Here is a 26,799-nt window from a genome sequence, read left to right on the forward strand (position 1 = left end):
TTTTCATTGAGTATAAACAGCCACTCTCCAGTTCAATTGGAGAGTTTTTTGATGAGAGTAGATATTTATAGACCTCAATTTGACACCATACTTTTTCTATGATAAAATGTAACAAATTTGTTTACAACAAATCAAATCTAAATGAAATGAAATTCTCTATGAAATCAATCAAAGGACTACTCTTTATCATAGCTAGTTTTATCTTGACTATTTTGACTTGGATGAACACTTCTCCCCAATTCATGATTCCAGGACTAGCTTTAACAAGCCTATCTCTGACTTTTATCCTAGCCACTCGTCTCCCCCTACTAGAAAGCTGGTTTCACGGTTTGGAGAAGGTCTATACTGTCCACAAATTCACAGCCTTTCTCTCCATCATCCTACTAATCTTTCATAACTTAAGTATGGGCGGTTTGTGGGGCTCTCGTTTAGCTGCTCAGTTTGGAAATCTTGCCATCTATATCTTTGCCAGTATCATCCTTGTCGCCTATTTAGGCAGATACATCCAATACGAAGCTTGGCGATGGATTCACCGCCTGGTTTACCTAGCTTATATTTTCGGACTCTTTCATGTCTACATGATGATGGGCAATCGTCTCCTTACATTTAATCTTCTAAGTTTTCTTGTTGGTAGCTATGCCCTTTTAGGCTTACTGGCTGGTTTTTACATCATCTTCCTTTATCAAAAGATTTCCTTCCCCTATCTAGGGAAAATTACCCATCTCAAACGCTTAAACCACGATACTAGAGAAATTCAAATTCATCTTAGCAGACCTTTCAATTATCAAGCAGGACAATTTGCCTTTCTAAAGATTTTCCAAGAGGGCTTTGAAAGTGCTCCGCATCCCTTTTCTATCTCAGGTGGTCACGGCCAAACTCTTTACTTTACTGTCAAAAATTCAGGCGACCATACCAAGAATATCTATGACAATCTTCAAGTCGGCAGCAAAGTAAGCGTAGATAGAGCTTACGGACACATGATCATAGAAGAAGGACGAGAAAATCAGGTTTGGATTGCTGGAGGTATTGGGATTACCCCCTTCATCTCTTACATCCGTGAACATCCTATTTTAGATAAACAGGTTCACTTCTACTATAGCTTCCGTGGAGATGAAAATGCAGTTTATCTAGATTTACTCCGTGACTATGCTCAGAAAAATCCTAATTTTGAACTCCATCTAGTCGACAGTACAAAAAACGGCTATCTTAATTTTGAACAAAAAGAAGTACCCGAACAGGCAACCGTCTATATGTGTGGTCCTCTTTCTATGATGAAGTCACTTGCCAAACAGATTAAGAAACAAAATCCAAAAGCAGAGCTTATTTACGAAGGATTCAAGTTCAAATAACCACTCATACTCTCCTGAAATTTCCCAGGAGAGTTTTTTATAGCCAAATGAAATAAGACCGGAGCGATGGAATTTTGGCATTCAAATCAATTGATAAGAATATTTTATAGTGGAATGAAATAGGATACGAACAAATTGATTAGGAAAATCAAATGAATTTACAGAAATCTTTTAGCAGTCATGGCATCCTATTCCAGTTTCAAAACGCTATAGAAGCAGCATTGTGCTAGTCTAGATCCAGTTTACTATACTAAAACGAGTAGCTTGAAATCAAAAAACCCACCCAATGGGCAGGTCTTCTCTGTATTATTCAGCTAGATTAAGCTTTACCTTCTGAACCGAATACGTCGATACGTTCTTCAACTGATGCTTGGATAGCTTTTACACCGTCAGCCAAGAATTTACGTGGGTCGAAGAGTTTTTTCTTGTCGTATTCTGCTTCGTTTGCTTCGTAGTCACGAGCAAATTTACGAGTTGCGTTAGCGAATGCGATTTGGCATTCTGTGTTAACGTTAACTTTGGCAACACCAAGTTTGATAGCTGCTTGGATTTGCTCATCAGGAATACCTGATCCACCGTGCAATACGATCGGGAATCCTGGAAGAGCTTCTGTCAATTTTTGCAAGTGGTCAAGGTCAAGACCTTCCCAGTTTGCTGGGTAAGGACCATGGATGTTACCAATACCAGCTGCCAAGAAGTCGATACCAGTTTCAACCATTGCTTTAGCGTCTTCGATTGGAGCCAATTCACCTTTACCGATGATTCCGTCTTCTTCACCACCGATAGTACCAACTTCAGCTTCTACTGAGATACCTTTAGCGTGTGCTTTTTCAACAACTTCTTTAGCCAATTTAAGGTTTTCTTCAACTGGAAGGTGTGAACCATCAAACATGATTGAAGTGTAACCAACTTCGATACACTCAAGTGCATCTTCGTAGTGACCGTGGTCAAGGTGGATAGCTACTGGTACAGTGATACCCATTGATTCAACAAGGTTAGCGATCAAGTTGCGAGCAACTTTGTAACCACCCATGTATTTAGCAGCACCCATTGAAGTTTGGATCAAAACTGGAGCTTTTTTAGCTTCTGCTGCACGCAAGATAGCTTGAGTCCACTCAAGGTTGTTTGTGTTAAATCCACCAACTGCATAACCGTTGTCACGAGCTGCTTGGACAAATTTTTCTGCTGAAACGATTGCCATTTTATCAGGCCTCCTGTATATTTTTATGGGTCATCCCATTTACATTGTTCATTTTATCACTTTTTGACAAAAAAATCTAGTTTTTCCCGTAGTTTCGATTGAATTTCTTCTAGCTTCATCTATGTAAACCCTTTCTATCTCTAGTCTTGGGCGACTTTTGGAAAAGCTATAAAGAAGGTTAAACGATTCTCCTTCATCTCAAAACGATAAGCTAATTTTTCATGTTCTAATAAACTTTTAACAACAAAGAGCCCCATCCCAGACCCCTTGGCCTTGCGACTAGCATTATCAGAAAAAGACTGGGCCAGTTTTTCTTGTTCCTCTGAGCTACAGCTATTTTCTATAAAAAGTTCCCCTTCTCTCTCTCCAATGCGAACCAAGCCGCCTGGAACAGAGTGCTTAATGGCATTACTGATGAGGTTAGACAGAATCAACTTCATGACTGATGGATTTAGATAAGCCTGCTGACGGGTCAAGCTATTGTCTATCTGGAGCTCTCTTTCCTTGGCGAGCAAGGCATAATCCTTAACCAGACTTTGCGTCATCTGGTATAAGTCAATTTGTTCCCTATCATCTCGCAATTCTTGCACAGACGAGAGAGAAAGTATCTGGAGAACGTGGTGATTGAGCTCATCCACAATCCCCAAGGCAACTCCAAGATAGTGGTCTCTATCCTTATAACGACCGACATTTTCTTTCATGTTTTCGATCAGGATTTTCAAACTAGCCAGCGGTGTTTTCAACTCATGAGAAGCCCCTCGTAGGAATTCGACCTTCATCTTTTCCAGCTGGAGAATAGCTTCATTCTTGTCATGCAAGTCCGCAATGACAGTCAAAAGATGCTGGTAGAGGCTATTGATTTGTTCCTTGAGATCACCAATCTCATCCTTCGAATCCACGCGCAATCGCACTTGGGCATCCAAATCCATCATCCGTCGGGTCACCCGCTTGATTTCCAAAATCGGGGCAACGATAGTCCGAGCATAGATATAGGCTACCAAAAGTGAAATCAGAAATGATGCCAACAAGGTATAGGGAAGAAACTGGAGACTGATTTGCTCTGCTTCCTTTTGCAAATCCATGGACGCTAAAAACTGGAGAGTCATGGTACCACCGTCCTGCGTTTTCACCTCACGCTCCTCGATAAAGAGAGAGGTGGTCTGGCGGTCTGTGTCCAGAGGAAGATTGTCCTTGACTTCTAACTTGTCCTCGGTCATCTCACCCTTGACCGCCCCCTTAATCTCACTAGTCTGGGAATACAGCTCTAACACTTGCTCGATACTCTGCCTATCCTTCCCTTCTAGGGACTGAGCAATGGCTGTCGCTTTCTGGCCAATGGTTTCCTGACGATGGCTCAGATAAGTCGAAGGAAAAAGAAAATAAATGGCTAAATGGAGACAGACGACTAGAACACTAAAAATCGAGAAGGTATAGATAAATATCTTTGTAAATAAACCTGTTCGTTTCATTTTCGCTCCAATTTATAACCAACATTGCGCACAGTGAGGATGCAGTCCAGGTCTAGCTTTTTCCGCAGTTCCTTGATATAAACATCAATGACTCGGTCAAAGGGAACCTCATCTGTCGCCTTCCAGACTGCATCGATAATCTGAGAACGAGTCAAGGCTCTTCCTTCATTTTTCACCAAATAATCAAGAATTTCTAACTCTTTGGCATTGATAGCTACTTCCTCACCTGCGAGGCTTGCACTGTAGCTTTCAAAGTCCACCTTGGCATCCTTGTAAGAAAAGATTCTTCCCGTATCATAATAGCGCTTGAAAATCGCATCCACCCTCACTTTTAAGAGGGAGAGGGAGAAGGGCTTTTCCAGATAGCCATCTGCTAGCGAAGCAAAGGCACTCATCTTGTATTCTTCATCCTGAAAGGCTGTCAGCATCAAGACAGGGACTTGGCTGGTTTTGCGAATCTCTGCTAGCACTTCTAGACCATTGAGCTTGGGCATCTGGATATCCAGTAAAACCAAGGCTACTTCATAGCTGGAAAATTTTTCTAAGGCTTCTTGCCCATCTGCAACCTCAATGGTTTCATAACCACAATCCGTCAAATAATCACTGATCCCCTCACGAATCATCTCTTCATCTTCTACAATTAAAATTTTCATACTTTAACTGCTCTCTATTTTTTATTTTTCTTAGAATAACTACCTACTCTATTTTCTATTATGGTCTCTTGCTGGCCTTTTGTCTGTAAGCAACTGACCACGAGATAAAACAAAGAGAGCCTATCGCTCTCTCTGCTCACATTTCACTCCCTGTGGAATGATTATTTGGTTGCTTTTGAAAATGTTACAACGTAGTTATAATCTTTCCCATTAGCTTGATAGACATAGTCCTCTTTGAAAGTGTAGCCGCGTTTGCTCAACTCTTCTTTCTTAGCTTCAACTTGGCTCTTTGCCACTGCTTTCACCTGTTCATTTGTTGAACCCGCTACGACTTCAAGAGAAGTTTCATTGATAGCGCCTAGGAAACCTGCAATATCTTTCATTTGATCAAAGTTATAAAAAACATTTAATTTGACCTTTTGAGGAGCTGGCTGTTCTAAACTTCTACGATTTCTGCTAGCGCGTGGTTGAACTGCTGGAGCCATTCTGAAACCTGTAGTTCCTACTGGCTGTGTTTTGGATTCTTTTGTGAATTCTACAACATAGTCATAGCTATCTCCACCTTCAATGATTTGATCTAAGTCTGTTTTTGACGTAACTGTAAAGCCTTGTTTTTTAAGTTTCTCGATTTGGGCTTTTGTTTTTTCTTCAACAGTTCGTTTTAATTCCTCTTTAGATGTCTCTCCAGAGAAAGTAAGCACATTTTCACCATCTAATTCACCTAATGCTCCAGCTATATCTTTAAGAGCTGTTAAATTATAGTAGACATTTAATTTTTTAGTTTTATTAGATAAATCTCTTTTTACAACTTTTTTAGCTCTTACTTGAACTTTTGGTGCAATTCTAAAACCTGTAGTTCCTGTAGTTTCCTTAGTGAAAGTTACTACGTAGTCATAATGAGTTGCATCTTGATGAGTATACTCAACGAATATATCTTCCGAAAATTGATATCCTCTTTTAGCTAATTCTGATTTTTTGGCATCTATTTTTTCTTTAATCAGTGATTTGACTTTTTCCCCAGAAGCATCTTTTGGAATCTCAATATCATTTTTTTCACCAGGGTCACCGAAGAATCCTGGAATATCTTTCATACCATCAAAATTATAATAAATAGAGACTGTGTTTTGAGGTTCCTCAATACTTCTACGACGACGAGTTACTCGAGGTTGGTAAGTTCCTGCACTTCGGAATCCTGAGTTATTAGGTGTACTAGCTCCATGACCGATATTACCAGAACTATTTTCATCTATAGTTGTTCCATCATTTCGACCATTTGTTAATCCTTCATTACTATAATTTGGTTTTGAAACTTCCTCATTCGGAATTTCTACAGCGTAAATTTTTTCTTGATATTCTTCAGCTTTTACTGCTGCTTCTTCATTAGTTTTAGCATTTTGAATAGATTTTAATCCTTCTTCTTTAAGACGATTTACTTCATTTTTTAATTCTGTTTTTTTAGACTCATCATCAACTTTGTCTATTTCTTCTAGTCTACTATTTGCTGCTTCATTTATAGTTTTTAAATTTTCTTCTTTTGCTGTTTCTAACGGTGCTTCAGTTTCTTTCTCTAAAGACTTCTCTGAATCCTCGTGTTCTTCAGCTGGTGCATCAGCTTGAGATTTTTCTGAATCTGATTTAGGTAACTCTGAGTTTACGTCTCCAGTCGAAGCTTCAGTATTTTGTGAATTTTCCTCTGTTTCTCCTGAAGGTGCTTTTTCTGTTACTTCAGTTGCTGATTCTGCTCCTGAATGCGATGAATCAACTGATTGATTGCCAGATTCTTCTGTATTTGTCGAGGTTTCTGGAGCTGTTGTATCTCCTGTAGCTGAATCCTCAGCTGACGGTGTTGGCGCTTCTGAACTTGGATTCGAAGCTACAGGTTGATTTGTAGTTCCTGTATCTGAAGGGGAATTGTCTGTTACTGGAGTTGGTGTTACAACTTCTTCAGTTGATTGTCCTGATTCTTCAACTTCTGTTCCTGGATTTCCTGAGTTTGTTTCTGTTGTTGTACTAGAAGCTCCTGTCGTCTCTGTTCCTGCTGTTGGCGCCTCTGCCTCTGTTCCTTTCGGTTCTTTTTCTGATTCACCTGCTTCTCCAACTGGCTGTGCTGTAGTACCAGTCTCACCTGAAGCACCTGTTTCTGCTGCTTTTGGTGCTGAATCATCGGAATTAGATGATGGAGCTACAGGTTGGTCTAAAGTTTCTCCGTTTGAAGTAGTATCGTCTGCTACTGGACTTGATGACTCTGACTTACCTGACTCATTTGTAGCATCTGCAGATGGAGTAGTTGAAGCTTCTTCCGTTGTTTCGGATTTACCTTCTTCTTTTGAACCTGTTTCTTTATCTGTATCTCCGACTTTTGAGTCTTTTCCTTCATCTCCTGATGTTGCTCCTGTTGCTCCTGGAGTTACGTCTGAAGTTCCTTCTTCTGTTGTTGTGCCTGTCTCTGCTGTTGCACCTGGTGTAGCTCCTTCTGAAACTGTTCCTTCAGGTGCATCTTCTTTTGCAGTTGGATTTACTTCTGTTCCTGTTTCTGCTGTTGCATTTTCTTTAGGTGTTGGGTTGGCTTCTGATTCTTCAGTTTCTTTTGCTTCAGCTCCTGGTGTTGTTCCTGCTCCGTTTGAAGCTTGTTCTGATTTTTCTTTTTCTGTTGTTCCTTCTGTAACTGTTGATTCAGTCGCTGGCTCTGTTGATTCTGCTCCCTCATTCGATACTTCTGGAGCTGATGGTTGTTCCTCTACTTTCGGTTCTTTTTCAGATTTACCTTCTTCTCTAGCTGGTTGTGTAGCTGGCTGTTCTTCTGTAACTGTTGTATCTCCTGCAGCTGCATCTTCTGCTTTCGATTCTGATTCTGATGATTCTTCTGACGGTACATTTGTTGTGCTATCTTGTTTTCCTGTCTCCTCAACAGAAGTTTCACCTGCATTGCCTACTTCACTTGAAGTTGTACCGTCTACTGGCGCTTCTTCTTTTTCTTCTGCTTTTGGTGTTGTTTCTGGAGCTTCTTCTGTTGAACCTGGAGTCGCTGGCTTCTCTTCTTTCGGCGCTGGTGTTGCTACCTCTGACTCTGTTACTTTTGGTTCTGCTGTTCCTGTAGATGTTCCTTCAGTTGTTGACTCTGCTTCTTTAGACTCAGTTGGTTTCGCTGCCTCTGGCTCTGTTCCTTCAGCTTCCTTTGCTACTTCTTCTGTTGAAGCTGGGGTTTCTGGTTTTGATAGTGCTGGAGTTTCTTCTGCTGGTTGACCTTGTTCTCCTGAAGTTGTAGCCTCTGACGCTGGCTCTGTTGGTTCAGCCGACGCCTCTGGTTCTTCAACTTTCGGCGCTTCTACTTTTCCTTCAGTTGCATCTTCTTTAGGTGTTGGAGTAGTTGACTCTTCTACTTTTGGTCCAGCTGGTTTCGATACCTCTGACTCTGTTACTTCTGGTTCCGTTGCTTCTGTTGCACCCGGTTGTTCTTCTTTATTTTCCGGAGTTGTCGGTGCTTCTGTTTTTGGTTCAGCCGATTCTGCTGACTCTTCAACTTTCGGCGTTGGAGTTTCTGCTTTTGGTACGGCTGGTTTCGCTGCCTCTGGCTCTGTTACTTTTGATTCAGTTGATTCAGCTGGTGTTACCACCTCTGGTGCTGTTTCTTTTGGTGCTGGTGTAGTCGCTGCGTCTTCTGCTTTTGGCGCTACTGGAGCTTCTGTTTCTTCTTTAACTTCTGGGCTTGTCTCTGCTGGTGCTTCTGAGGCAGGCTTTTCACCCGATTCTTTCGCTCTTTCCACTACTGGAGCTGATACAGGCTGATAGACTGGGCTATAGTTCACAGCCATTTTTTCAACTTTCTCAGTGACATCTGTTAATTCAAAGGTAACAGCTTTTGTTTCCTGATCTTTCTTGAGCAAGACTTCGTAAGTGCGAACTTCGCCACTTGCACCACTTTCTTTGATGACAATCTTGTGTTTTGTGACTGTATCTGAAACCGTTTCAGCTTCAGTAAAGTACAATTCATTGTGCGGTAAGAATAAATTCTTGCCTGAAGCTTGATTCATTTCTTGGAGTACATCTACAGGGATATTGCTTGCTTCGCTGATAACACTTAATGTATCTCCCCACTTAATGACATACTTAAATAAATCACCTTCTTTTTGAAGGTCAGCTTTCACTTCCTCAACTGTTCTGGCTACCCAGACACCATCTTGTTCACTGGCTGATACAGTTGGGGCTAAAAAGCCCAGACCTAGCAAAATCACACCTGTCGCAACAATTGCACCAGTTCTCAATTTTCTAAAGCCACGGAGGGACAAGCTTCCTCTAACATTTGTTTGTCTCATAATGTTTATTTTTCCTCACTATTCTATATTTTCCAAGGTAGACCCTGCCTAGGTCTACTAGCCTATGTTTGCGATATGGATAGGCTTCTACAGATTTATCTATCTATTTTCAAGATAAGATTTCTATAGATTTTTATGCACAATTCCATATATAAGTTGCGAAACTCCTTTCTAATAAATTCCATAGCTTTAGTATATCATATTTAAACACTAAAGTACAACGAAAGCAACTGAAAGCAATGATTTTCACCATTGCTTTCTACTTCATTTATCATTTTAGAACTTTCAGTTGCTAGCCTCATTTTTCAGTCTAGCATCAGTATTATTCACCATCCAGCAGAAGTTCTTTTGGTTGTTTTCTGAGGAGATTGCTTGATGCAAGCGCCATAACGAGAACCACTAGAACTAAAGCAAGGACAAAGACGATGATAAAGTCTGATGTCTGAATGGAAATATCTAGGCTTGACAAGGTCTTGTTAAAGCCATCTACTTCTGCACCACCACCAAGGTTAGAGGCTTGAGCCGCCTTGCTAGCCTGTTTGGCAACACCTGAAGTCACATTGGCAAGGACAGTATTTCCGATTGCACGCGCTGTGTAAGTAGCTAAGAAGTAAGCAGAAACAAGAGCAGGGATGGCAATCAAGATGGATTCAGTGATGAATTGACCCAAGATACTTGCCTGCTTGAGACCGATAGAGAGGAGAATTCCCACTTCCTTGCGACGGGCATTGATCCAAAGGCTGAGCAAGAGGGCAAGGAGAAGAACTGAGAAACTCAAGCTACCCCAGAAGAGGAGGTTGGCCATCTTGTACATGCCAGAGATGGATTGCTCAAGAGCTGGGTAGTTAGATGAGCTTTTAACGAGTGTATAGCTCTTCCAGTTGATACCACTGATGCCATTCAACTCTTTCATAACATCATCCAAGTTTTTGTCCGCTGTTACAAAGAAAGTTGCGTCCCCATAAATAGCTGTGTCTTCTGTGTAGCCATAAAGTTTAGCAGCCGTATGGATGTCTGTGATAGCTGTATTTTCGTAAAGCTCTTGTGAGTAAGTTACTGCCGACTTATTATGGCCATCAAAGAGTCCCTTGATTGTCACTTCAACTGTTTCCTTGGCACCTTTTTCATTGTCTGCATCATAGACATTAGAGTCCAACTTGACCTTATCCCCTACTTTCCAGCCGTGTTTAGCTGCCAAGTCCTTGTGCAAGAGGATCTTGTCCTTGTCGTCGTTTGTTAGGTGCTCACCTTCAACCAGTTTATAAGAACCAGAAACAAACTTATCTTCTTTAGAAGAGTCATTGACACCAGTGATCATCAAGCTGCTTCCAAAATGTTTGGCACGGTCAGGTGTTAGATTTTTCTTGGTATCTGGCGTTTCGATGAGTTCATAGCCAGTCAAATCTCCGATAGCGTTGATGCGTTTAACATAAGACTCAATAGCCTTATTTTCGGTGATTTTTTTGATGTCTTCACCCTTGATATTCCCAGCACCACGTGGCGTTCCTTGATTGACGCGACGATTGATTTGCATGGAAAAGCTGTTGGTGATATTTTTAAAAGTCTCCTGAGAAGCCTTGGCAGTAGCTCCCTTGATCGACAAGCCGACCAAACTCAAGCTCGCCATGAGGAGAATAATCAGGAAGATGACAATCGATTTGAAAAACTTCCTTGTAACATAGGCAAATGCGTTGTGTAACATAGGTTCCCTTTCTAGATTTTATTCTATTTTATAGTTCTAACAGAAAAAGTTCGTATTATTTCGTCGTATTGCGAGTTTCAGTCAGTTTCTTGTCCTTCAATTCAAGTGTAATATCTGACGCTTGTGCCACTTCTTTGCTGTGAGTTACGACGATGACACATTTACCTGTTTTCTGGGCAAGTGATTTGAGCAGTTCGATAATATCTCCAGCAGTTTTAGGGTCTAGATTTCCTGTTGGCTCATCTGCAAGAATAACTGGAGCTTCTGAGACCAAACTGCGAGCAATAGCAACACGTTGCTGTTGTCCACCTGATAACTGGAGAACATTTCGCTTAATCTGACTTTCATCCAAACCAAGCTCAAGTAGTGTATCCTTGCTTGCCTTTTTGTTGACCAAGCGGATATTTTCCAGTGGAGAAAGATAATCTATCAAGTTATAATTTTGAAAAACCAGGGAAATATGGTGCATGCGATGGTAAGAATAGCCCTTCTTACGAATATCCTCTCCTTGAAAAAGAATCGAACCTTCAACAGGACTATCTAAACCAGCAAGGAGGGACAAGAGAGTGGATTTCCCTGCTCCTGACTCCCCAATAATACTGTAAAATTTCCCGGGTTCAAAATGATAATTAATCTGATATAGGACTGCTTCAGCAGTGTTCTTATAACGGTAGGTAAGGTCTTGTAATTGTAATAAAGTCATGATTTCTCCTTCTTATACTCAATGAAAATCAAAGATTAAACTAGGAAGCTAGCTGCAGGTTGCTCAAAGCACAGCTTTGAGGTTACAGATACAGCTAACGCGGTTTAAAGAGATTTTCGAAGAGTATTAACTAATAGATGATAAAATTTCCTTAGGCGATTTTCTAAATAAAAATAGGAAACAAAGGGCTACAGATAAGCAACTGAGCAGAACTAGAAAAACATAGGATTCTGCAAAGGATAGGATATTAGTTGATAGACCGCTTGCTTTAGCTAGCGTGTCTTGTAAGACTGCCTGATCTCCACTTGCTAATAGAGTTTGGAGTAGGTAAGATGTGATGGCGTTTCCTGCAACAAATGCTGGAAGCAAAGCACCGAGAGATACCAAAACTACCTCTAAACAGAACTGTAGGAAGATCGAGCTCTTGCCTTTTCCAAGTGCCAGTAAAATTCCCACTTCGTAGACCCTTTCTCTCAACCAGAGAGACAAAACAAGAATTAAGGCTCCGGCTCCTGCTATCAACATTCCATAAAGGAAAATGGTCAGGAAGGTTTGGAAAGTTGCTACTGAGTCTTTGATTTGTTCAAAAGCCTTGTTCTCCTTCTCAACTTGGTAACCTTGACTTTCCAAGGCCAAGTTTTCTACCTGCTCCATGAGTCCGTCCATTTCCTTAGGATTTTCTACATAGAAGCGCGCTGCACTGACTTGAGATTCACTATTGCCCAAAAGGGTCTGGCTACTTTCATAGTCTGTAAAGACCTGGTTTTCACTGAAGTCAGAAGACAAGCCTGTGAATTTCTCCTGTTTTTTACCAGAAAAGATGCCAACGATTTCATACTCTACTGTGTGTCCTTTTCCAGCTTCTGACTGTCCAACATCCAAGCGAAGCTTGTCATAAATCGAAAGACCGTTCTTCTTAGCCAACTCTTCGTGGATCAGAATTTTATTAGAATCCCCTTTTTGAAGGTGTCGCCCTTCTTTTAGATTGAAAGCTGAACTGGTAAAGGTGACATCCTTGGATGAATCCTCAAGAGCCGTTAAGCTAACCAAGTTTTTGTCTGCAGCTGACAAATCATCACGCTCCACGCTCTGCTCGCCACTCACCGCTTCCTTGTCTTTTAGTTTTGCGATCGTCTCCAGTTCAGGAGAAACATTTTCCAGTCCCTTAATCTGGCTTACGGATGCTAGATCCGATAACTTGAAGGTCTGACCATTTTCTATCTTCTTAATAGAAAAAGATGTGTTGAGTGATTTGTAAAGATTGGCTTCCACTGTTTTATTGGACTTCATCAGCGTCAAACAGGCTGAAATTCCAGCCAATAGGACCAACAAAATCAGAAATAAAATAAAACTTCTCAGTCGTTTTCTGCTGACATAAGCCCAAGCTCTTTGGATTGGATTCATTTGTCACCTCCATATTTGTAAGACTATTATAAAATTCAAATATGAAATGTTTATGAAATACGAAAAAAATCTCAAAAAGAGCAACGGCTTTCACCGTTGCTCTTTCAAGTACTATTCTAGCTGGTTTCCGACTCGTCTAAGCTTGACTTATCTTAACTGAGCAAGAATAGCTTTGAGTTTCTCAATCAACTCATCTTCTGTGTGGTCAGACTCTTTCTCATTGGCTAGGAAGGCAACTGCTTGAGCGAGAGCTTCTCGTGCTTGGTCGAGGACTTTCGCATCTACATTTGTAAGGTCGTTTTCTTGCAGAACCTTAGTTAATTCCTTGGTCAATTTCTTGAGTTCTGACTCTTTCTTACGACGCGCGATGAGGAAGAGAAGGAGACCAAGAAGAGCGAGAAGGCTACCAATCATCGTACCATATGGAAGATGACCTTGCTCTTTCCTTGTTTCTTTCCTTTCTTCTTCATCCTTAGTTGCTTGCTTGCCTTTCAAGGATTCGAGTGCTTCTTTGACCTTAGCAGTAACCTCTCTCAAGCCTGCCTCTGTCAAGTCAGCATTTCTAAGGGCTTCTTGACCCTCTCCGAGAATGACCTTCGCAGCGTCAATGACAGATTGATCAATACCATCCAAGTCTTTCAAACGAGTTTCCAGTTCTTCAACCAATCGAGCAAGTTCAGACTTGTCAACAGGACCAGTCTCGCTAGGAGTCACCGTATTGCCTGAATTGTTTGAAGTAGATGTAGAAACTGGTGTTTCTTGAGCTGGAGTACTTGCTTGAGCCTGTCCAACAGTAGATGATGGAGTAGCAGGGGTGGTGTTGCTACTATCGTCTGTCGTCACACCAGGGGCTGGAGTGTTGCCACTGTTACCTGGTGTCACACTGTTGATATTGCTGTCAGCAGGGGTGGTAGTACCGCCGTTGTTCGTGTTAGCACCGTTATCGGCATTAGTACCGCTGTTGGTGTTAGCACTGTCGTCAGGACGTGGAGTTGGATTTGGACGAGGAGCAGGCTGAGGATTGATGTTATCGATAGCTTGTTTGCCATTATTCTTCGCTTCATCTACCTTATCGTTAGTTGTCGCGTCGTCAATAGCTTTCTTAGCGACAGTTACTGCTGTATCAACATCAGTTTTCGCTTTGTCCTTCTCTTCTTTCGTCAAGTCGGTACGCTTATCAATCTCAGCTTTCTTAGTCTCAGCCGCTTTGTCGATTTCTTTCTTAGCTTCAGATTTCTTATCGCCAGTTGGGTTGATGTTATCGATAGCTGTATTGCCATTATTCTTCGCTTCTTCTACCTTATCGTTAGTTGGAGCGTCGTCAATAGCTTTCTTAGCGTCTTTTGCTGCTGTATCAACATCAGATTTCGCTTTGTCCTTCTCTTCTTTCGTCAAGTCGGTACGCTTATCAATCTCAGCTTTCTTAGTCTCAGCCGCTTTGTCGATAGCCCCTTTAGAAGCATCTGTGACTTTGTATTTGGCTGGTACATTTTCTGTACTACCATCTTCATATGTCACTGTAAGTTCAATATCATGGAAACCATCTGTTGTAGGATAACTCGTTCCATCTTTCAGATTAACAGTCTGTTTGTGTTCAGCATTTACAGCGTCTAACAAATCATTATCTGTAACATTTTGTTTGTATGGTTTGACTAATGTATTTGTGGTCACACTGTGTTCTGGTACTGTGTATTGGGTGCTTGAAGCGTCACTTAGGTACTTGTCGCTTCCTGCTGTGGCACTTGCTTGGATAGCTTGACTTCTGTCGATGTCTTTGTATCCTAGTACCACTTTGCCATCCTGTAGTAAACCTGCTTTTCCTTCTGTTACACTCCAGTTTTGGCCTTCTTTTGATAGTTTGACCGTCTCTTGTGCTCCAGCTTTGTTGGTATACGTGATGGTTACTTTGTCCGCATTTGTTGGCGGTGTTAAGACTGCATCTCCATTTTGTTTGTGGCTTGCCACCACTTGATCTGGGGTAGCTGTCTTAGAGTTAACCGTTACATCTACTTCTTCTGTTGATCCATCCGCATAAGTTACTACTGCTTTGACTGTCGCGCTTGTTCCTGCACCTACTGGTGTTAAGTTTCCTTTGGCTACTGCGTTTTGTTTCTTAGTAGCTGTTATTGCCGCATTGATTTGCTCTGCTGTTGGCGTTGCTCCTGCCCCTACTGTGATTTCTGCTACAGTTGGTTTTTGATGCTCTGGTACAGTTGTAGTGAAGTCGCGTTGTGTACTTTCTCCTGTTCCTGTTCCTGCCTTAGCTGTCGCTGTAATCGTACGGTTGCCTGAAATCTTATCGCTTGGTACAGTTACTTTGCTTGCGCTATTGTCTTGTGGATTTGTAATCGTGATACCTGAGTCCTGTGGCGCTGTCCATCTTCCATCTGCTTCTTTTGTAAGCGTTACTGTCTTAATTTCTGTATCGCTTACTGGATAGTTGATGGTTGCGCTGTCCGCATTTTCTGGAATTGTAATTTCTACATCGCCGTTGTCGCGTACATGTTCACTAAACTCATTTGGTTGCGGTGCTTTTGCAGTCGCTTCTTTTTCTTCACTTAGTTTCGTTGCGCTTTCGGCATCTCCCGTAACTTTTGTTCCATCTTTGACTTTGTCTGCTGGTACGGTTACGGTTACTTGACCTGTCGCGTCGTCTTTGCGAAGTTCTAGTCCTGAGTCTTGTGGTAGTGCCCAGTTGCCGTCTGCTTGTTTTGTAATCTCTACCGTCTTAGGTGATGTTTCTCCTTCTGGCGTGTAGGTTACTCTTGCTTTGTCGGCTTCTTGTGGAACTGTTACATCTACTGAACCATCAGCTTTTGTTGTCGCATTTACGCCGTTTAAGCGGTCTTTAGCTACAAGGCTTCCCTCTTCACTAAACTCTGAGTTGTCTTTCTTCTGTTTAGCGTATACGGTTGTTCCTACTTTGGCTGTTCCACTTGTCATGTGCACTGTCGCTGTTCCATCTACGTTGTTTGTAATTTGAACGGTCGGTTGTGCATTGGCATCATCTTTATCCCATTGTCCGTTTGTTCCTTTTGTGAAGCTTACTGTCTGTTCTTGACCTGCTGCGTCTGTAAAGCGAAGTTCTGCTTTTCTTGAATCCTCTTTACCTACTACTGCTGTAATCTCTAAACTTGTTCGGTCTTGGGCTAAGGCTGGTTGCGATGGTTTTTGTGATAGGACTGTAATCTCTACTGTAGTTTCTACACTCTGACCTCGAAGTTCTTCTGGTACGTCTGTACCTGTTCCAAACCTTGTCACTACTGTGTAGTTTGCTTTTCCTACTGTAGCTGATGTCGGTGCATTGCCATCTTTCCATGTGTAGGTTGTTCCGTTTGGTAACGCACTTGTGTTTGCTACTGGTACGACATAGTCACTTGCTTGTGGAGTGAAGGTGTCTCCTACCGTTACAGTCGTTTTCGCATCTGCTTTTGCTTCTAAGCTGTATACACTTGGAGTGATGTATTGATCTGTTATGTCTGTCAATGCTACTCCGTTTTGTGGATACGTTACTTTGATACGTGGTAAGCTTTGTCCTACTTTGACTTCTGCTGGATCATTTTCCCAACTTAGTGTGCCGTTGCCTTCTGCTGTTACGTAGTGTGATAGATTGTCATTTGTGATGTTGGCATCTTTTTCTCTCAAGACTGCTTTTGCACTTGGTTGGGCTAGAGTTGTCACCGTTACTTGGACTTCTTGGTTTTCTGTTTGACCTTTTAGTTTCACTAGTAAGGTTTCTACTCGTGTTCCTGCAACGCCTTTTTCTAATGCTGTTTTGTCTTTCCACTGAGCCGTTGCTCCTGTAAAGTCTACTCCTGCATTTTCTTGACGTAAGAGTTTGCCTAAGGTTTGCGCATTTAGAGTGTCTGTGCCTGCTATGTTGCCTGAGCCTGCTAGTGTTTGGATGCTTCCTTTTGCACTTAGCTCGTTTAACTTAGCTGTCACATCATCTGATTTGTCAGATTCTACTTTCTCTGCTTGGTTATCTGGCATGTAGATTGTTTTGACGTAGACTTTTCCTTTTGGTAAGTCTTTTGTCGGTGTAATGGTTGTAGTCGTTGCTGTCGCATAGTCTGTGCCTTTTGGTACGTCTGTATGTCCTAGCTCGTTTCCTTGCTCATCATACAAGACTACTCGTGTGCCGCTTGTGACATTGCCTACTTCTACTACTGATCTTGTGCCTGATTTCCATTCCAAGTCGGTTGTAATGCTTGGTTTGGCTGGTTTTTTGATGAAGGTGATTTCTTGTGTCTCTTCTGCTAGAGCTTCTGATTTCTCATTGCCTCCATCTGCGTTTGGATAGTAAACCTTAACCTTGTTGGTCTTCTTACCAATCCAGTCGCCATTTACTCCGCCCCATGTATCTGAACCGTATTCTTGGTTGGCTGTGCCATCTGTCTTCCATGCGTATTCTATACCTTGTGGCGCTGTTGGACTTGTTGTCACATAGTTCTTCGCGTTTGTGTCGAAGTTTTCTCCTACTGTTAGAGTGTACTCTGTAGCCTTAGCTACCGAGTGGTAGGTTGGAAGGGATACTTCCAATTCTCTCACAACTGTATCCGTCGCAGAGCCATTTCCTGGGTAGACAACTTCTATCTTAGCCTTACGGTCTGCAGACACGCTAGATACATCTGGGGTACCATCTTTCCAACGAACTGTTACGTTATTTGGCTTACTGTCTGTACCTTCAAATGAAACATAGTTAGAAGCTTCTGTGCCGTTTGACAAGCTACCCAACTTGTTCGTGTAGCTTGATTTCTTCAAGCTAGCTGTTGGATATACATGGACAGGTACTTCTACTTCTGTACTTCCTTGTCCTGGTATTGTCACTACCGCCGTGTAGTTTCTTGTTCCAACCGCGTTGTAGTCTGGTGCTTGGTTATCTTTCCATTCTACTGTTGCGTTGTCTGGTAGGTTGGTTCTAAGCGCTTCGTCTGTATTGTCGTTGTAGCGAATACGTCCTTTAGCTTCACCTGTGTAAGCTTCGCCCTTAATCGCATGGATGCTATTTACGGCTAGTCCTTCTCTAACTGTTAGGCTTTCTCCTAAGTCTGATTCTGTTCGCTCGTCTTGTGATGTTGGTTTGTAGATCACTTTCGCTGCGATTTTTTGATCTTTTGTTAGAGTTGTGACTGTTACGTCTACTCCATTTTCTTTGGCGTCTCCCGTTGTTCCTGTGATGTCTTTGCGTCCTAATTCTCTTGGATTTGTTGGATTGCTTACGTCATACAAGACTACGGTTGTTCCTGGAGTGACTCCGTTTACAGTTACACTGGTTGCTCCTACTTTTCCTATACTTGTTTGAACACTTGGTGCGTCTGGTTTGATAGTGTACGGAATTTCTACATCTTCTGTACTTTGATCATCATACGTTACCGTCGCTGCAATCTTGTTCTTACCGATACTTTCTGGTAAGTCTCCTTTTTTCACTACACTTGCTTTGTTGTCTACTGTCACTGCATCTTCGATGGCTCTTGGTTGTAGGCTATCGCTTTGTGCTCTTGTGATTGGAGTGATGGTCACACTGTGTTCTGGTACTGTGTATTGGGTGCTTGAAGCGTCACTTAGGTACTTGTCGCTTCCTGCTGTGGCACTTGCTTGGATAGCTTGACTTCTGTCGATGTCTTTGTATCCTAGTACCACTTTGCCATCCTGTAGTAAACCTGCTTTTCCTTCTGTTACACTCCAGTTTTGGCCTTCTTTTGATAGTTTGACCGTCTCTTGTGCTCCAACTTTGTCCGTATACGTGATGGTTACTTTGTCCGCATTTGTTGGCGGTGTTAAGACTGCATCTCCATTTTGTTTGTGGCTTGCCACCACTTGATCTGGGGTGGCTGCTTTTACAGTTACTTCTACTTCAATTTCTTGAGCAACCGCATCTGCTTTATTTGCTTCAAATACTTTGGCAATATAGGTTCTAGTTCCGACTTCTGTGATATTTGGTGTTTCCTTCCAACTTGCAGAAAAGTCGCTTGGAAAATCTTTTGGAACATTTCTTTCTGTGTACTTAATTCCTAATCTAGGATCATTCTTCAGATTAGTAAGTTCTTGATCTCCTGCTTTACCTACTATTGCTTTCCCTTCAAAGTTACGGTCTTTTGCAACATATACTTTCTTAGCGTCACTAACTGCATCAAATACTGTTTGTGTTACAGATAATGGTACAGTTGAAGAACCTGGTAGACTTGATTGTTCTGTTTGACGGAGGTAACGTCCTGCTGGAAGAGTATAAGTCCATTTACCATTAGCAGGTACAACATCTGCATGTCCTAGCTCACCACGTCCATCTTGGAAATGAATCGTAACTTTTGTCGCGTTTTGAAGCGCTGTACCAGAAATTGTGCGATCAGCATCAGATACTTTATCATCATGAGTCAACGTCACTGTAGGAGATTCTGGTTTGGCTACTTGCGTATGTGAAATATCAATAGTAGAACCATCTGGGAAGCCAAGCACAGCTACCTTGGTCTTATCATCTGTATTACCAGCTGTATAGGTTGTTGTAGCTGGAAGTACCGTACGATTTAGCTCTTGGATCTTATCTTTAAAGCTTGTTTTGGCTGCTGGTGTAAAGTTACCATTCGTGATTGCTGTATCATTATAGGTGACTTTTTCTTCAGCTGTTGGATACTTAACAGTGCCACGATAATAATCAGCATGGCTCTGAATCACGACATTTCTTTCAAGAAGATTAGACTCTTCTCCTGCAGCATCTCTTGTTGATAAGACAAGAGTATAGGTACCTGGAGCGATTCGACCATTTGCTTGAGCACCGACAGAAGTACCCTCGATATTGCGAGCAGTGTCTCGACCAGTGAATACTCGAACACGTAATTTTCCTCGTGAAGAAGCTCCGTATCCTACTGTCTTACCTGCATCATCCTCGACGTCATGACCCGCAAAGTAATCTTTCAACTCATCGACTGTTGGCGATGGAATGGTTTGACCTTCCTGAACTTCTTTTCCAGACTGCCATTCTACTGTTGGAAGTGTATTGGTTACCGAGCTTCCAACCCATCCGCTCGCAGGTCTACCCCAAATATCGTTACCTATCGGTACATGAACACGTGTCTCTATCTTGTTATCACCTTTTTGAAGCCTAAAGCTAGGTGTACTTGCTGGATCGGTATTTTTCAACCTAAGTGTTAGATTTATGCGACTCGGATCCTGATTCGCACTACCTTGAACAATCTCTATAGCATCACGATCTCTAGCATCCACAATTCTCCAGTTTCCTGTAGCATCTCGAGTAATTCCGATATCACTTCCCCTACCTGCTACTTTTACTGCCACTGTGTACGCATCGTGCGGAATGCTCAAATCAATATCACGACCAGCCGCTACCGCTCCTACTACATTGGCATTTCCTAGATAAACATCTATCTCTTTTTCAGCAGAAGAAATATTGTCTACCGTTTGCGAAACTTTAACACGAGTTGCATTAACCCCTAGAGTATCCGTTCTATTGTTATTAAAACCATTAGGTGTATATGATAACACTTCTCTATCTTTTAGAGCATAACTCCATGCACCGTTTTCATCCGCTTGCGCAGTACGCTGTGTTCCATCTTGCAAGGTGATTGTTACAGTTGCCCTTGGAGCTGCTGTTCCTGAAATGCTACGCGCTGTAGATTCCAAAGCTTCATCAACAAGATTTTCTCGACTCTTAGTTACTGTTGGAGTATTTGGTCTTGATTTAACCGTTATATTTACATCTTCTGTTGACCCATCTTGGTAAGTCAAGGTAGTTGCAACAACTTTAGTCGTTCCTGCAGCAATAGCGGTTTGTGGGTCTTTAGCTACAACGGATTGTTTGGTTGCGACTGTTACACCTGTAGCTAGCTGCTCATTTGTAGGTGTCGCACCGGCAGCGATGACAACGTTTTGGGTCGTCGGAGCTGTGTGTTCTGGAATAGCATAACTTTGGTTATTTGCTTTAGATTCAACATCACCTTTTCCTCTAGTAGAGGCCGTTGTGATATTTGTATCCCTATTTACTTTTGTATAATCAAGCGTAACCTTACCATTTGCTAGACTGACACCATCTGGTAAGTTTGTTGAAGATGTCCAATTAGTTCCTTCTTTAACCAGTGTTACTGTGGCATTGGTATTTTGTTTATTCTTATAAGTTAAGGTTACTTTTTCTGCATCTGTCGGTAATGTAACTTCTACATCTCCGTTTTGACGTGTAGTACTAGTTGTTCCGCTCGGTTGTTCAAACTTGGCTTTGCTTTCTACAGTAGTAGTTGTACTATTGTCATTGGATGCGATGACCGAAACTGTTGAGCCATCCGCAACATTAGCTTTCGGAATAATAATCTTACGATCAAGTGAATAGATTTCTGTTCCAGTGTGTGATGTCCAGGTTGATCCCGTTTTGGTATATTCTAATGTCTTAGGTGCTGTTTGACCTTGTGGTGTATAGGTCAAACTCATACGAGTCGCAGCTTCCGGAACACGGATTTCCACAGAACCATCTGCTTGAGCTGTATTTGTCAAGCCATTTAAGCGTCCCAAAGCCCTGGTAGTTCCCGGGGCACTAATAGCCGATTTGTCTGTCTTCTGTACAACTGTTACAGTCGATCCTGCTCTAGCTGTATCTGGTTGGATTTGGATTTCTCCTCTTCCGTTTGTACCATTTATAATGGACACTGTAGTGTCAGCATTGGCATTATCCTTATCCCAGTAACCTCCATTTTTCGTAAAGCCTACTGTTTTGGTCTCGCCATCGGCATTGATATAGGTCAAGGTCGCTTTCGTAGCGCCATCTTGTCCCACTTCTGATTTTACAACCAAGTCTTCTGGACTTTGAGACACTGTAGGTGCCTGTGGGGCTTGAGTTGTGCTTCTAACGCTAGCACTAAAGTCAGACGCTACGTTTTGATCAGGATTGTTTGGTTGGTAAATGGTTTTAGCACGAAGATTTGTCGTGTATGGTAACACTCCGTTTACTGTTATATTCGCCGTCTTCGTTGATGTATCCGTTTCATTTCCAGTTTTCGGTACATCTACAGAACCAATTTTCGTATCGCCGTTGTAGAGCTCAACCGTTGTTCCTGGTGTCACATTGTTAATGGTTACTGTTGGATTGTTGGTCTCAGCTTTTCCACTAACCGATGCTTCATCTATAGACGGAGTCTTAGGTTTCACAATAAAGGTAACATTCAGTACTTGTTTTCGATTTTGATTATAGCCCGGCGATCCATCTGGATTTGGGAAATAAACCTCAATCCCAGCCACTACTTTTCCTAAAGTAGTAGCCGTGACATCCCTAATTGAATTGCCTCCTACCCAATAAGCTTTAACTGCCCTATTGCCTGGGACTGGATAATCATGGGTAAAATTGTCATAAGTATTAGGATTATTAAATGGTGTTCCTACCGTCGTTTCTTTCGTAAAGATTGTCTGAGTTGCGCTATAAGTCGGTAGATTCACTTGCAAGGTTCGTTTAATCGGATTTGCAGCGTCATCTGTAGCATACGAAACTTCAATATTGCCTTTTAGATTTGGATTTGCTTGGCTGACATCTGGCACTCGGCCTCCTTGCCATGCAACTGTCACTCCCTGAGTTACCCCATTTACATAGCCTGCTGCATTGTCTCCGTTTTCTAATTTCCCCTTGGCATTGGTATATGTTGGTGCCTTGAGCGTCACCTTATCATAAACTTTAACTGGGACGTTCAAGGTCGTCTCTGCCTGGTTGGGAACACGTACGGTTACTTGATAATTTTGTTCGCCGGCTGTCGTTGTCGCAACTGAACGAACCCATGTTACGGTTGTTCCTTGCGGTAGAGCCGTTTTTGTGCCATTTTTATCCCAATAAACATAATCTGAAGCTGTAAAGTTCGCTGCATCATCTTTGACAGTATAGATCTTCTTGGTAGCCAGTTTATAGGTTGAAGTTTGAGCGTCGCTCTCAGGAGAGGTTAAGGCTATATCTTTACCTCTTCCTTCTGTATAGGAGTAAGTATTATTGGTTACTTTTGTGCTTGCCTTGATGGTTCCAGCTGGCAATTCCCCTCTGACAGTAACTTCTGCTAGGCTTCCAACACGTCTCACAGTGGTATTTGGAATCGTTGTGCCATTAGCGGTTAGATTCACTTCTACCGTGCCGTCTTCTGGGACGTTAGACACTGTGATTGTTTGGTTTGTCAATCCTGCTTTGTCGCGCAAATCACTTGTAATAGTCGGAGCGCTTGGTGTCACGCTGGTAACAAGCCCGAGGTTTTGGGTCTGACCATTATCGTAAGTGACTTCAATCTCTTTATTGAGACTTCCAGCCTTGGCAGTTGATGGAGCTGTCGCAGTTGTTCGACTTGTAGTGACAAACTCTTCGCTTTGGATATGCGTTTTTGAACCTGTTTCTGCTCGTGTATAGCTTGAAGCCTCAGAGTCGTTTCCTGTTGTCAACTTGCCATCTTGAGTAGCAGTGAAGACATTTTTTACCAGAACTGTATTAACTGTCGTATAGTTTGTAGTAACTTCTCTAGTAATAGGCTGACCGTTTCTATCCACTCCTGGATAGGTCACAATCGCTGTTGCTGTATGGTTTTGACCCGCAGCCGCATTTTTATTTGGATCTGAGCCAGCCTTCCACGCGATAATCTTACCTTGGGTGTTGTTATAGAAGTCTGATGCTACTGCCGCAGTCGTAGTGTTTGGTTTGACAAAGTCTTTTCCTTTGACCGTATACATGCTGTTCTTAGGGGTTACAGGTGCGACTACATCATAAGTCAACTTCAGTGTTATAATACCGCGTCCAGGATAAGACGCTAAGACATCCACAGTTTTTCCAGTACCTACTGTTAAATCAGGATTTTTAGGTGCAATAACATTAAAAGTCTGAGGATCCTCTTTCCATAAGAAAGTTTTATCTGTCCCGATAGCAGAGCCGTCTCCATAGGTGAAGTAGTCCCTAGGATTTCCCCAGGTAGGTGTTTCCCCTTGGATAAAGGTTAAGCGTCCTGGTTTTTGGGTATAGTCTGTTCGAGGAACGGTAGCCTTGATTGTGCTCTCACTCAGACTAGAGTTGAGATTTTCAAACACCTGGTCAGTCCCAGTTTTTACCAGAGCTGTTACCAAACGTAAATTATCTGTTCCGATCTCCGTTTGACGATAGTCAGCTTCATTAAAGACCGCTTTCCCGTTAGCTTGAATATTAGTAGCGGCTACTACCGTATAATTTTGGGCTTCCTGGACAAAAGAGTTAGGGTTGTTTTGACCTCCTTTTACCAAGTAAGCTTTCCACTCGTAATCTGGCAAAGTTGCTGGGTTGGCTAAGAATCCTGTTGCTGTCACTTGTGGTTTGCTATTGGCTTTTTCACGTAGGTCATCACTAGTCGTCTCGAAACTTCCTGCTGTCGGCGGAATAAAGAGATGGGTTTTATAGGTAGTGATTGTGTTGTCTTCTGCAGTTGCCGTTACAGTCAACTCATAAACCCCACGTTTATTGCCATCAAAACCGTTTCGTTTCTCTATTCTAATAGTCGCTTCTTGGCTATTTAGTCCCTCTGTACGCCATTCGTTGGCAGCTACGATATTTTCCGCACCTGTAACGACTAAGTTCTTAATGTTCTTATAACCTCTAGCGATAAACTTAACACTATTATTTGTCACAACTTGATTAGCTGGATACGGGATAACCTTCTCATCTTTTAGGTTAGGTTTAGTTGTACCCGGTACATTTCCTGTGCTGACGCCTATTTCAATCTTACGAGTCGTCTTCTCGTCTGATGGGTCTGACTCTACAGTTTCATGTTTTTCATTGTTATTGTGTACATCTAACCAGTGTCCAGCCACAACCGTTTTAACAAGATAAGTTCCCAAGGCTGGTAGGGTTACATTTGTAAAGGTTGCAACTCCTGATGCATTTGCATTTGCATTCGCCACTTCTTCCAAACTGCCATTAGCTAGTTTGCGATAAAGAACCATTTTCTTGCCAGATGTTCCATTACTAGCCGTGATCGTGACAGGGTTGACCGTCCCTAGATTGCTCAAGTCTGTATCTAAGGTTGGAGTTTTCGGTTTTGTAACAAAGTGGAAAGTATCAGAGTCTGTAGAACCATCACTGAAGGTTCTAATATACTTGTAGGAATGAACACCTGGAGTAGAAATAGCATCAAGAGTCAAGTCTCTAGGACTTAATTCTTTGTTAGAACCTTCTTTGTAGAGTTTAAAAGTTTGACCTTTATTATTCGCTTGAAACTTACCCTGATTTTCATGATCTAATAGCTGATCCGCTTCATTATAGTAGTCCCCGTAAGATGGTATGTCAATGTTGAATGTACTAGCGTAAGAACCCGCCCCAGACGTTAAGACTCCTCTCACGCCAGTATTCAGCGGTTTATTAAAATAGCGACTATACTGATAGACAGTATTTGCACCTTCATTATAAAGTCTTGTCCCATCATCGTTAAAGTTCTGGATATAAGCCTTATGTTGGTCAATCTTATAGTAAGTATTCCCCGCTAATTTAAACTTAAATCTGTCTGTATCGTCTATTTCGTCTTTCGTCCGAGCATACCATTGTTGGACTAATAGTCTACGCGGGTTCCCTCTACTGTTTACATCCACCCCCTTGAGACCAGATAGGTAGCTTAAGTTAGGTATCTCATTGCTACCTTCCGTTCTAAAGGTGATTTTATAAGTAGCAGTTGGGTCTGCAGAGTAAACGCCGTTTTCTATAGCCCCTAGTTGACCATAGTAGACGGTTTGCGTATCTTTCTCAATTTGGTCAAACTTCTTGTTTCCAAGAGTTCTTTCATCCGAAGATTCATGATCTCTCTGAAGGAAAACACCTTGTCTAGCTAAGCCATTAAGGGTTGACACCTCATAGTCATAAACAGAATTTAGAAATTTAGTTGGTTTCCGAGCATTTGTTCTATCCGGAGTCCCTTTACTTACATCGGTCAGACCTGCAGCTTTCAAGCTGGCAGTTATCTCATCATCATTACCACTTCCAGGAGATGAAAAGGAACGAGTTTCAGTAGACGTCACCCTAGTAATGGTAAAGCTATTTCTAACCAAACTTTGCCCTTTAGGAAGAGTAAAGAAGAAACTCATATTTTGGAGATTTTTACGATCAGGATTAACTGTGATTTCCCAGTCAATTCCGTTTTTAACGCCTTTAGATAGATCTGCCGTTACTTTAGTAACTTTTTCACGCAAATACTTCAAGATGTCTACCACAGGGTCATCTTTACCTGCAGAAGTTTGTCGTTTAACATTGTAATACACATAAGTGTACTTGTCGTATGGAGATGTTGAGTCATCACCTTCATCAAAGTAACTGGTGTACTTATCAATAAAGTAACTTCCTGGTCCTACGCGATTTTCCCCTGAACGTTCCTCAATTGAACGAGCCGCACGTGTTTGTACTCCTGCTGGCACATTGCGGAAACCTGACCATCCTCTAGTGTTGCTTCTTGGTTGGATAGTTACATTGTTTTCACTTGGAGTTGCAGACTCGGCTGGATTTACAGGTCCTGTTACTTCTCCTGCATTCACATCATTTTCACGAAGTACCCCTTCGATCAGTCCACGAGATTTTTTCAGATCTGCTAAGGCAGCATTAAAATCTTCTTGACTGATGGTATTGCCTTTAGAGAAGGCTTCATTGAACTTATCAGCAGCTGCCTTGGCTGCTTGGATTTTATCTGCTGATGCTCCGTTAGCTCGGAGTTGCTCAGTGATGAACTCTAATTCATCTTTTAAGCCATAAACGCCATTTTTACCTTCTGTATTTGTGTAGGTTGGGAGCGTCTGTGGAGTAGTTTGAGAGCCAGCTCCAGGAGTAGTTGCGTTCCCTCCAGCAGATGGATTGACTGAGTTTGCAGCTGGTGCTGCCGCGCTCAAGCCTCCTCTTCTACGACGGTTCCCTCCGGTTGGTTGCTCAGTTACAGCTCCGTCTGGAGTGGCGAGTCCGGTAGAGGTCAGACCTGTAGATGTGAGGGCTGTAGATGCTAGACCTGCTTTTTTCCAGATTGTTGGGTTTTCTAGGGGAGGG

10 protein-coding genes are annotated in these 26,799 nt (G+C 42.1%); 2 read left to right on the plus strand and 8 right to left on the minus strand.

Going from position 1 to position 26,799, the window contains the following annotated elements:
* The first annotated feature begins 158 nt into the window (after window positions 1-158).
* Window positions 159-1,349, plus strand: coding sequence for a ferric reductase-like transmembrane domain-containing protein (locus tag HT697_RS08955; RefSeq protein WP_173262991.1), 1,191 nt, complete (start codon window positions 159-161; stop codon window positions 1,347-1,349).
* 319 nt (window positions 1,350-1,668) lie between these two features.
* On the opposite strand, the gene HT697_RS08960 is transcribed toward HT697_RS08955, so the two are convergent.
* The 8 genes from HT697_RS08960 to HT697_RS08995 form a co-directional block, all read right to left on the minus strand.
* On the minus strand, window positions 1,669-2,550 hold the full coding sequence (locus HT697_RS08960; protein WP_001019001.1) for a class II fructose-bisphosphate aldolase: 882 nt from the start codon (window positions 2,548-2,550) through the stop codon (window positions 1,669-1,671).
* Between the two features lie 140 nt (window positions 2,551-2,690).
* Window positions 2,691-4,019 (minus strand): sensor histidine kinase VncS, encoded by a 1,329-nt coding sequence (gene vncS / locus HT697_RS08965; RefSeq protein ID WP_173262994.1) that lies wholly within the window; start codon window positions 4,017-4,019, stop codon window positions 2,691-2,693.
* A complete protein-coding gene (gene vncR, locus HT697_RS08970) occupies window positions 4,016-4,672 on the minus strand; it encodes a response regulator transcription factor VncR (protein ID WP_173253501.1) in 657 nt (218 codons plus the stop codon). Before vncR ends, vncS begins: the two co-directional genes overlap by 4 nt.
* A 161-nt stretch (window positions 4,673-4,833) precedes the next feature.
* Window positions 4,834-8,985 carry a hypothetical protein gene (locus HT697_RS10400; RefSeq protein WP_240149840.1) on the minus strand — a complete coding sequence of 1,384 codons (4,152 nt, stop codon included), beginning with the start codon at window positions 8,983-8,985 and terminating at the stop codon, window positions 4,834-4,836.
* Window positions 8,986-9,307: 322 nt separating this feature from the next.
* Window positions 9,308-10,687 (minus strand): ABC transporter permease subunit Vex3, encoded by a 1,380-nt coding sequence (gene vex3, locus HT697_RS08980; protein ID WP_173262997.1) that lies wholly within the window; start codon window positions 10,685-10,687, stop codon window positions 9,308-9,310.
* 55 nt (window positions 10,688-10,742) lie between these two features.
* On the minus strand, window positions 10,743-11,390 hold the full coding sequence (gene vex2 / locus HT697_RS08985; protein WP_023940944.1) for an ABC transporter ATP-binding subunit Vex2: 648 nt from the start codon (window positions 11,388-11,390) through the stop codon (window positions 10,743-10,745).
* Between the two features lie 126 nt (window positions 11,391-11,516).
* Window positions 11,517-12,794 carry an ABC transporter permease gene (locus HT697_RS08990; protein ID WP_173263000.1) on the minus strand — a complete coding sequence of 426 codons (1,278 nt, stop codon included), beginning with the start codon at window positions 12,792-12,794 and terminating at the stop codon, window positions 11,517-11,519.
* A 147-nt stretch (window positions 12,795-12,941) separates the two neighbouring features.
* Entirely contained in the window at window positions 12,942-26,648 is a 13,707-nt protein-coding gene (locus HT697_RS08995; protein ID WP_205402777.1) for a DUF1542 domain-containing protein, read from the minus strand.
* On the opposite strand from HT697_RS08995, the gene HT697_RS10180 reads away from it, so the two are divergent.
* On the plus strand, window positions 26,614-26,799 hold a 186-nt coding region (locus HT697_RS10180), incomplete at its 3' end, for a hypothetical protein (protein ID WP_205402778.1). The genes HT697_RS08995 and HT697_RS10180 overlap by 35 nt on opposite strands.

Source organism: Streptococcus sp. 1621, from assembly GCF_013276615.1.
In the GTDB taxonomy this organism is placed as follows: domain Bacteria; phylum Bacillota; class Bacilli; order Lactobacillales; family Streptococcaceae; genus Streptococcus.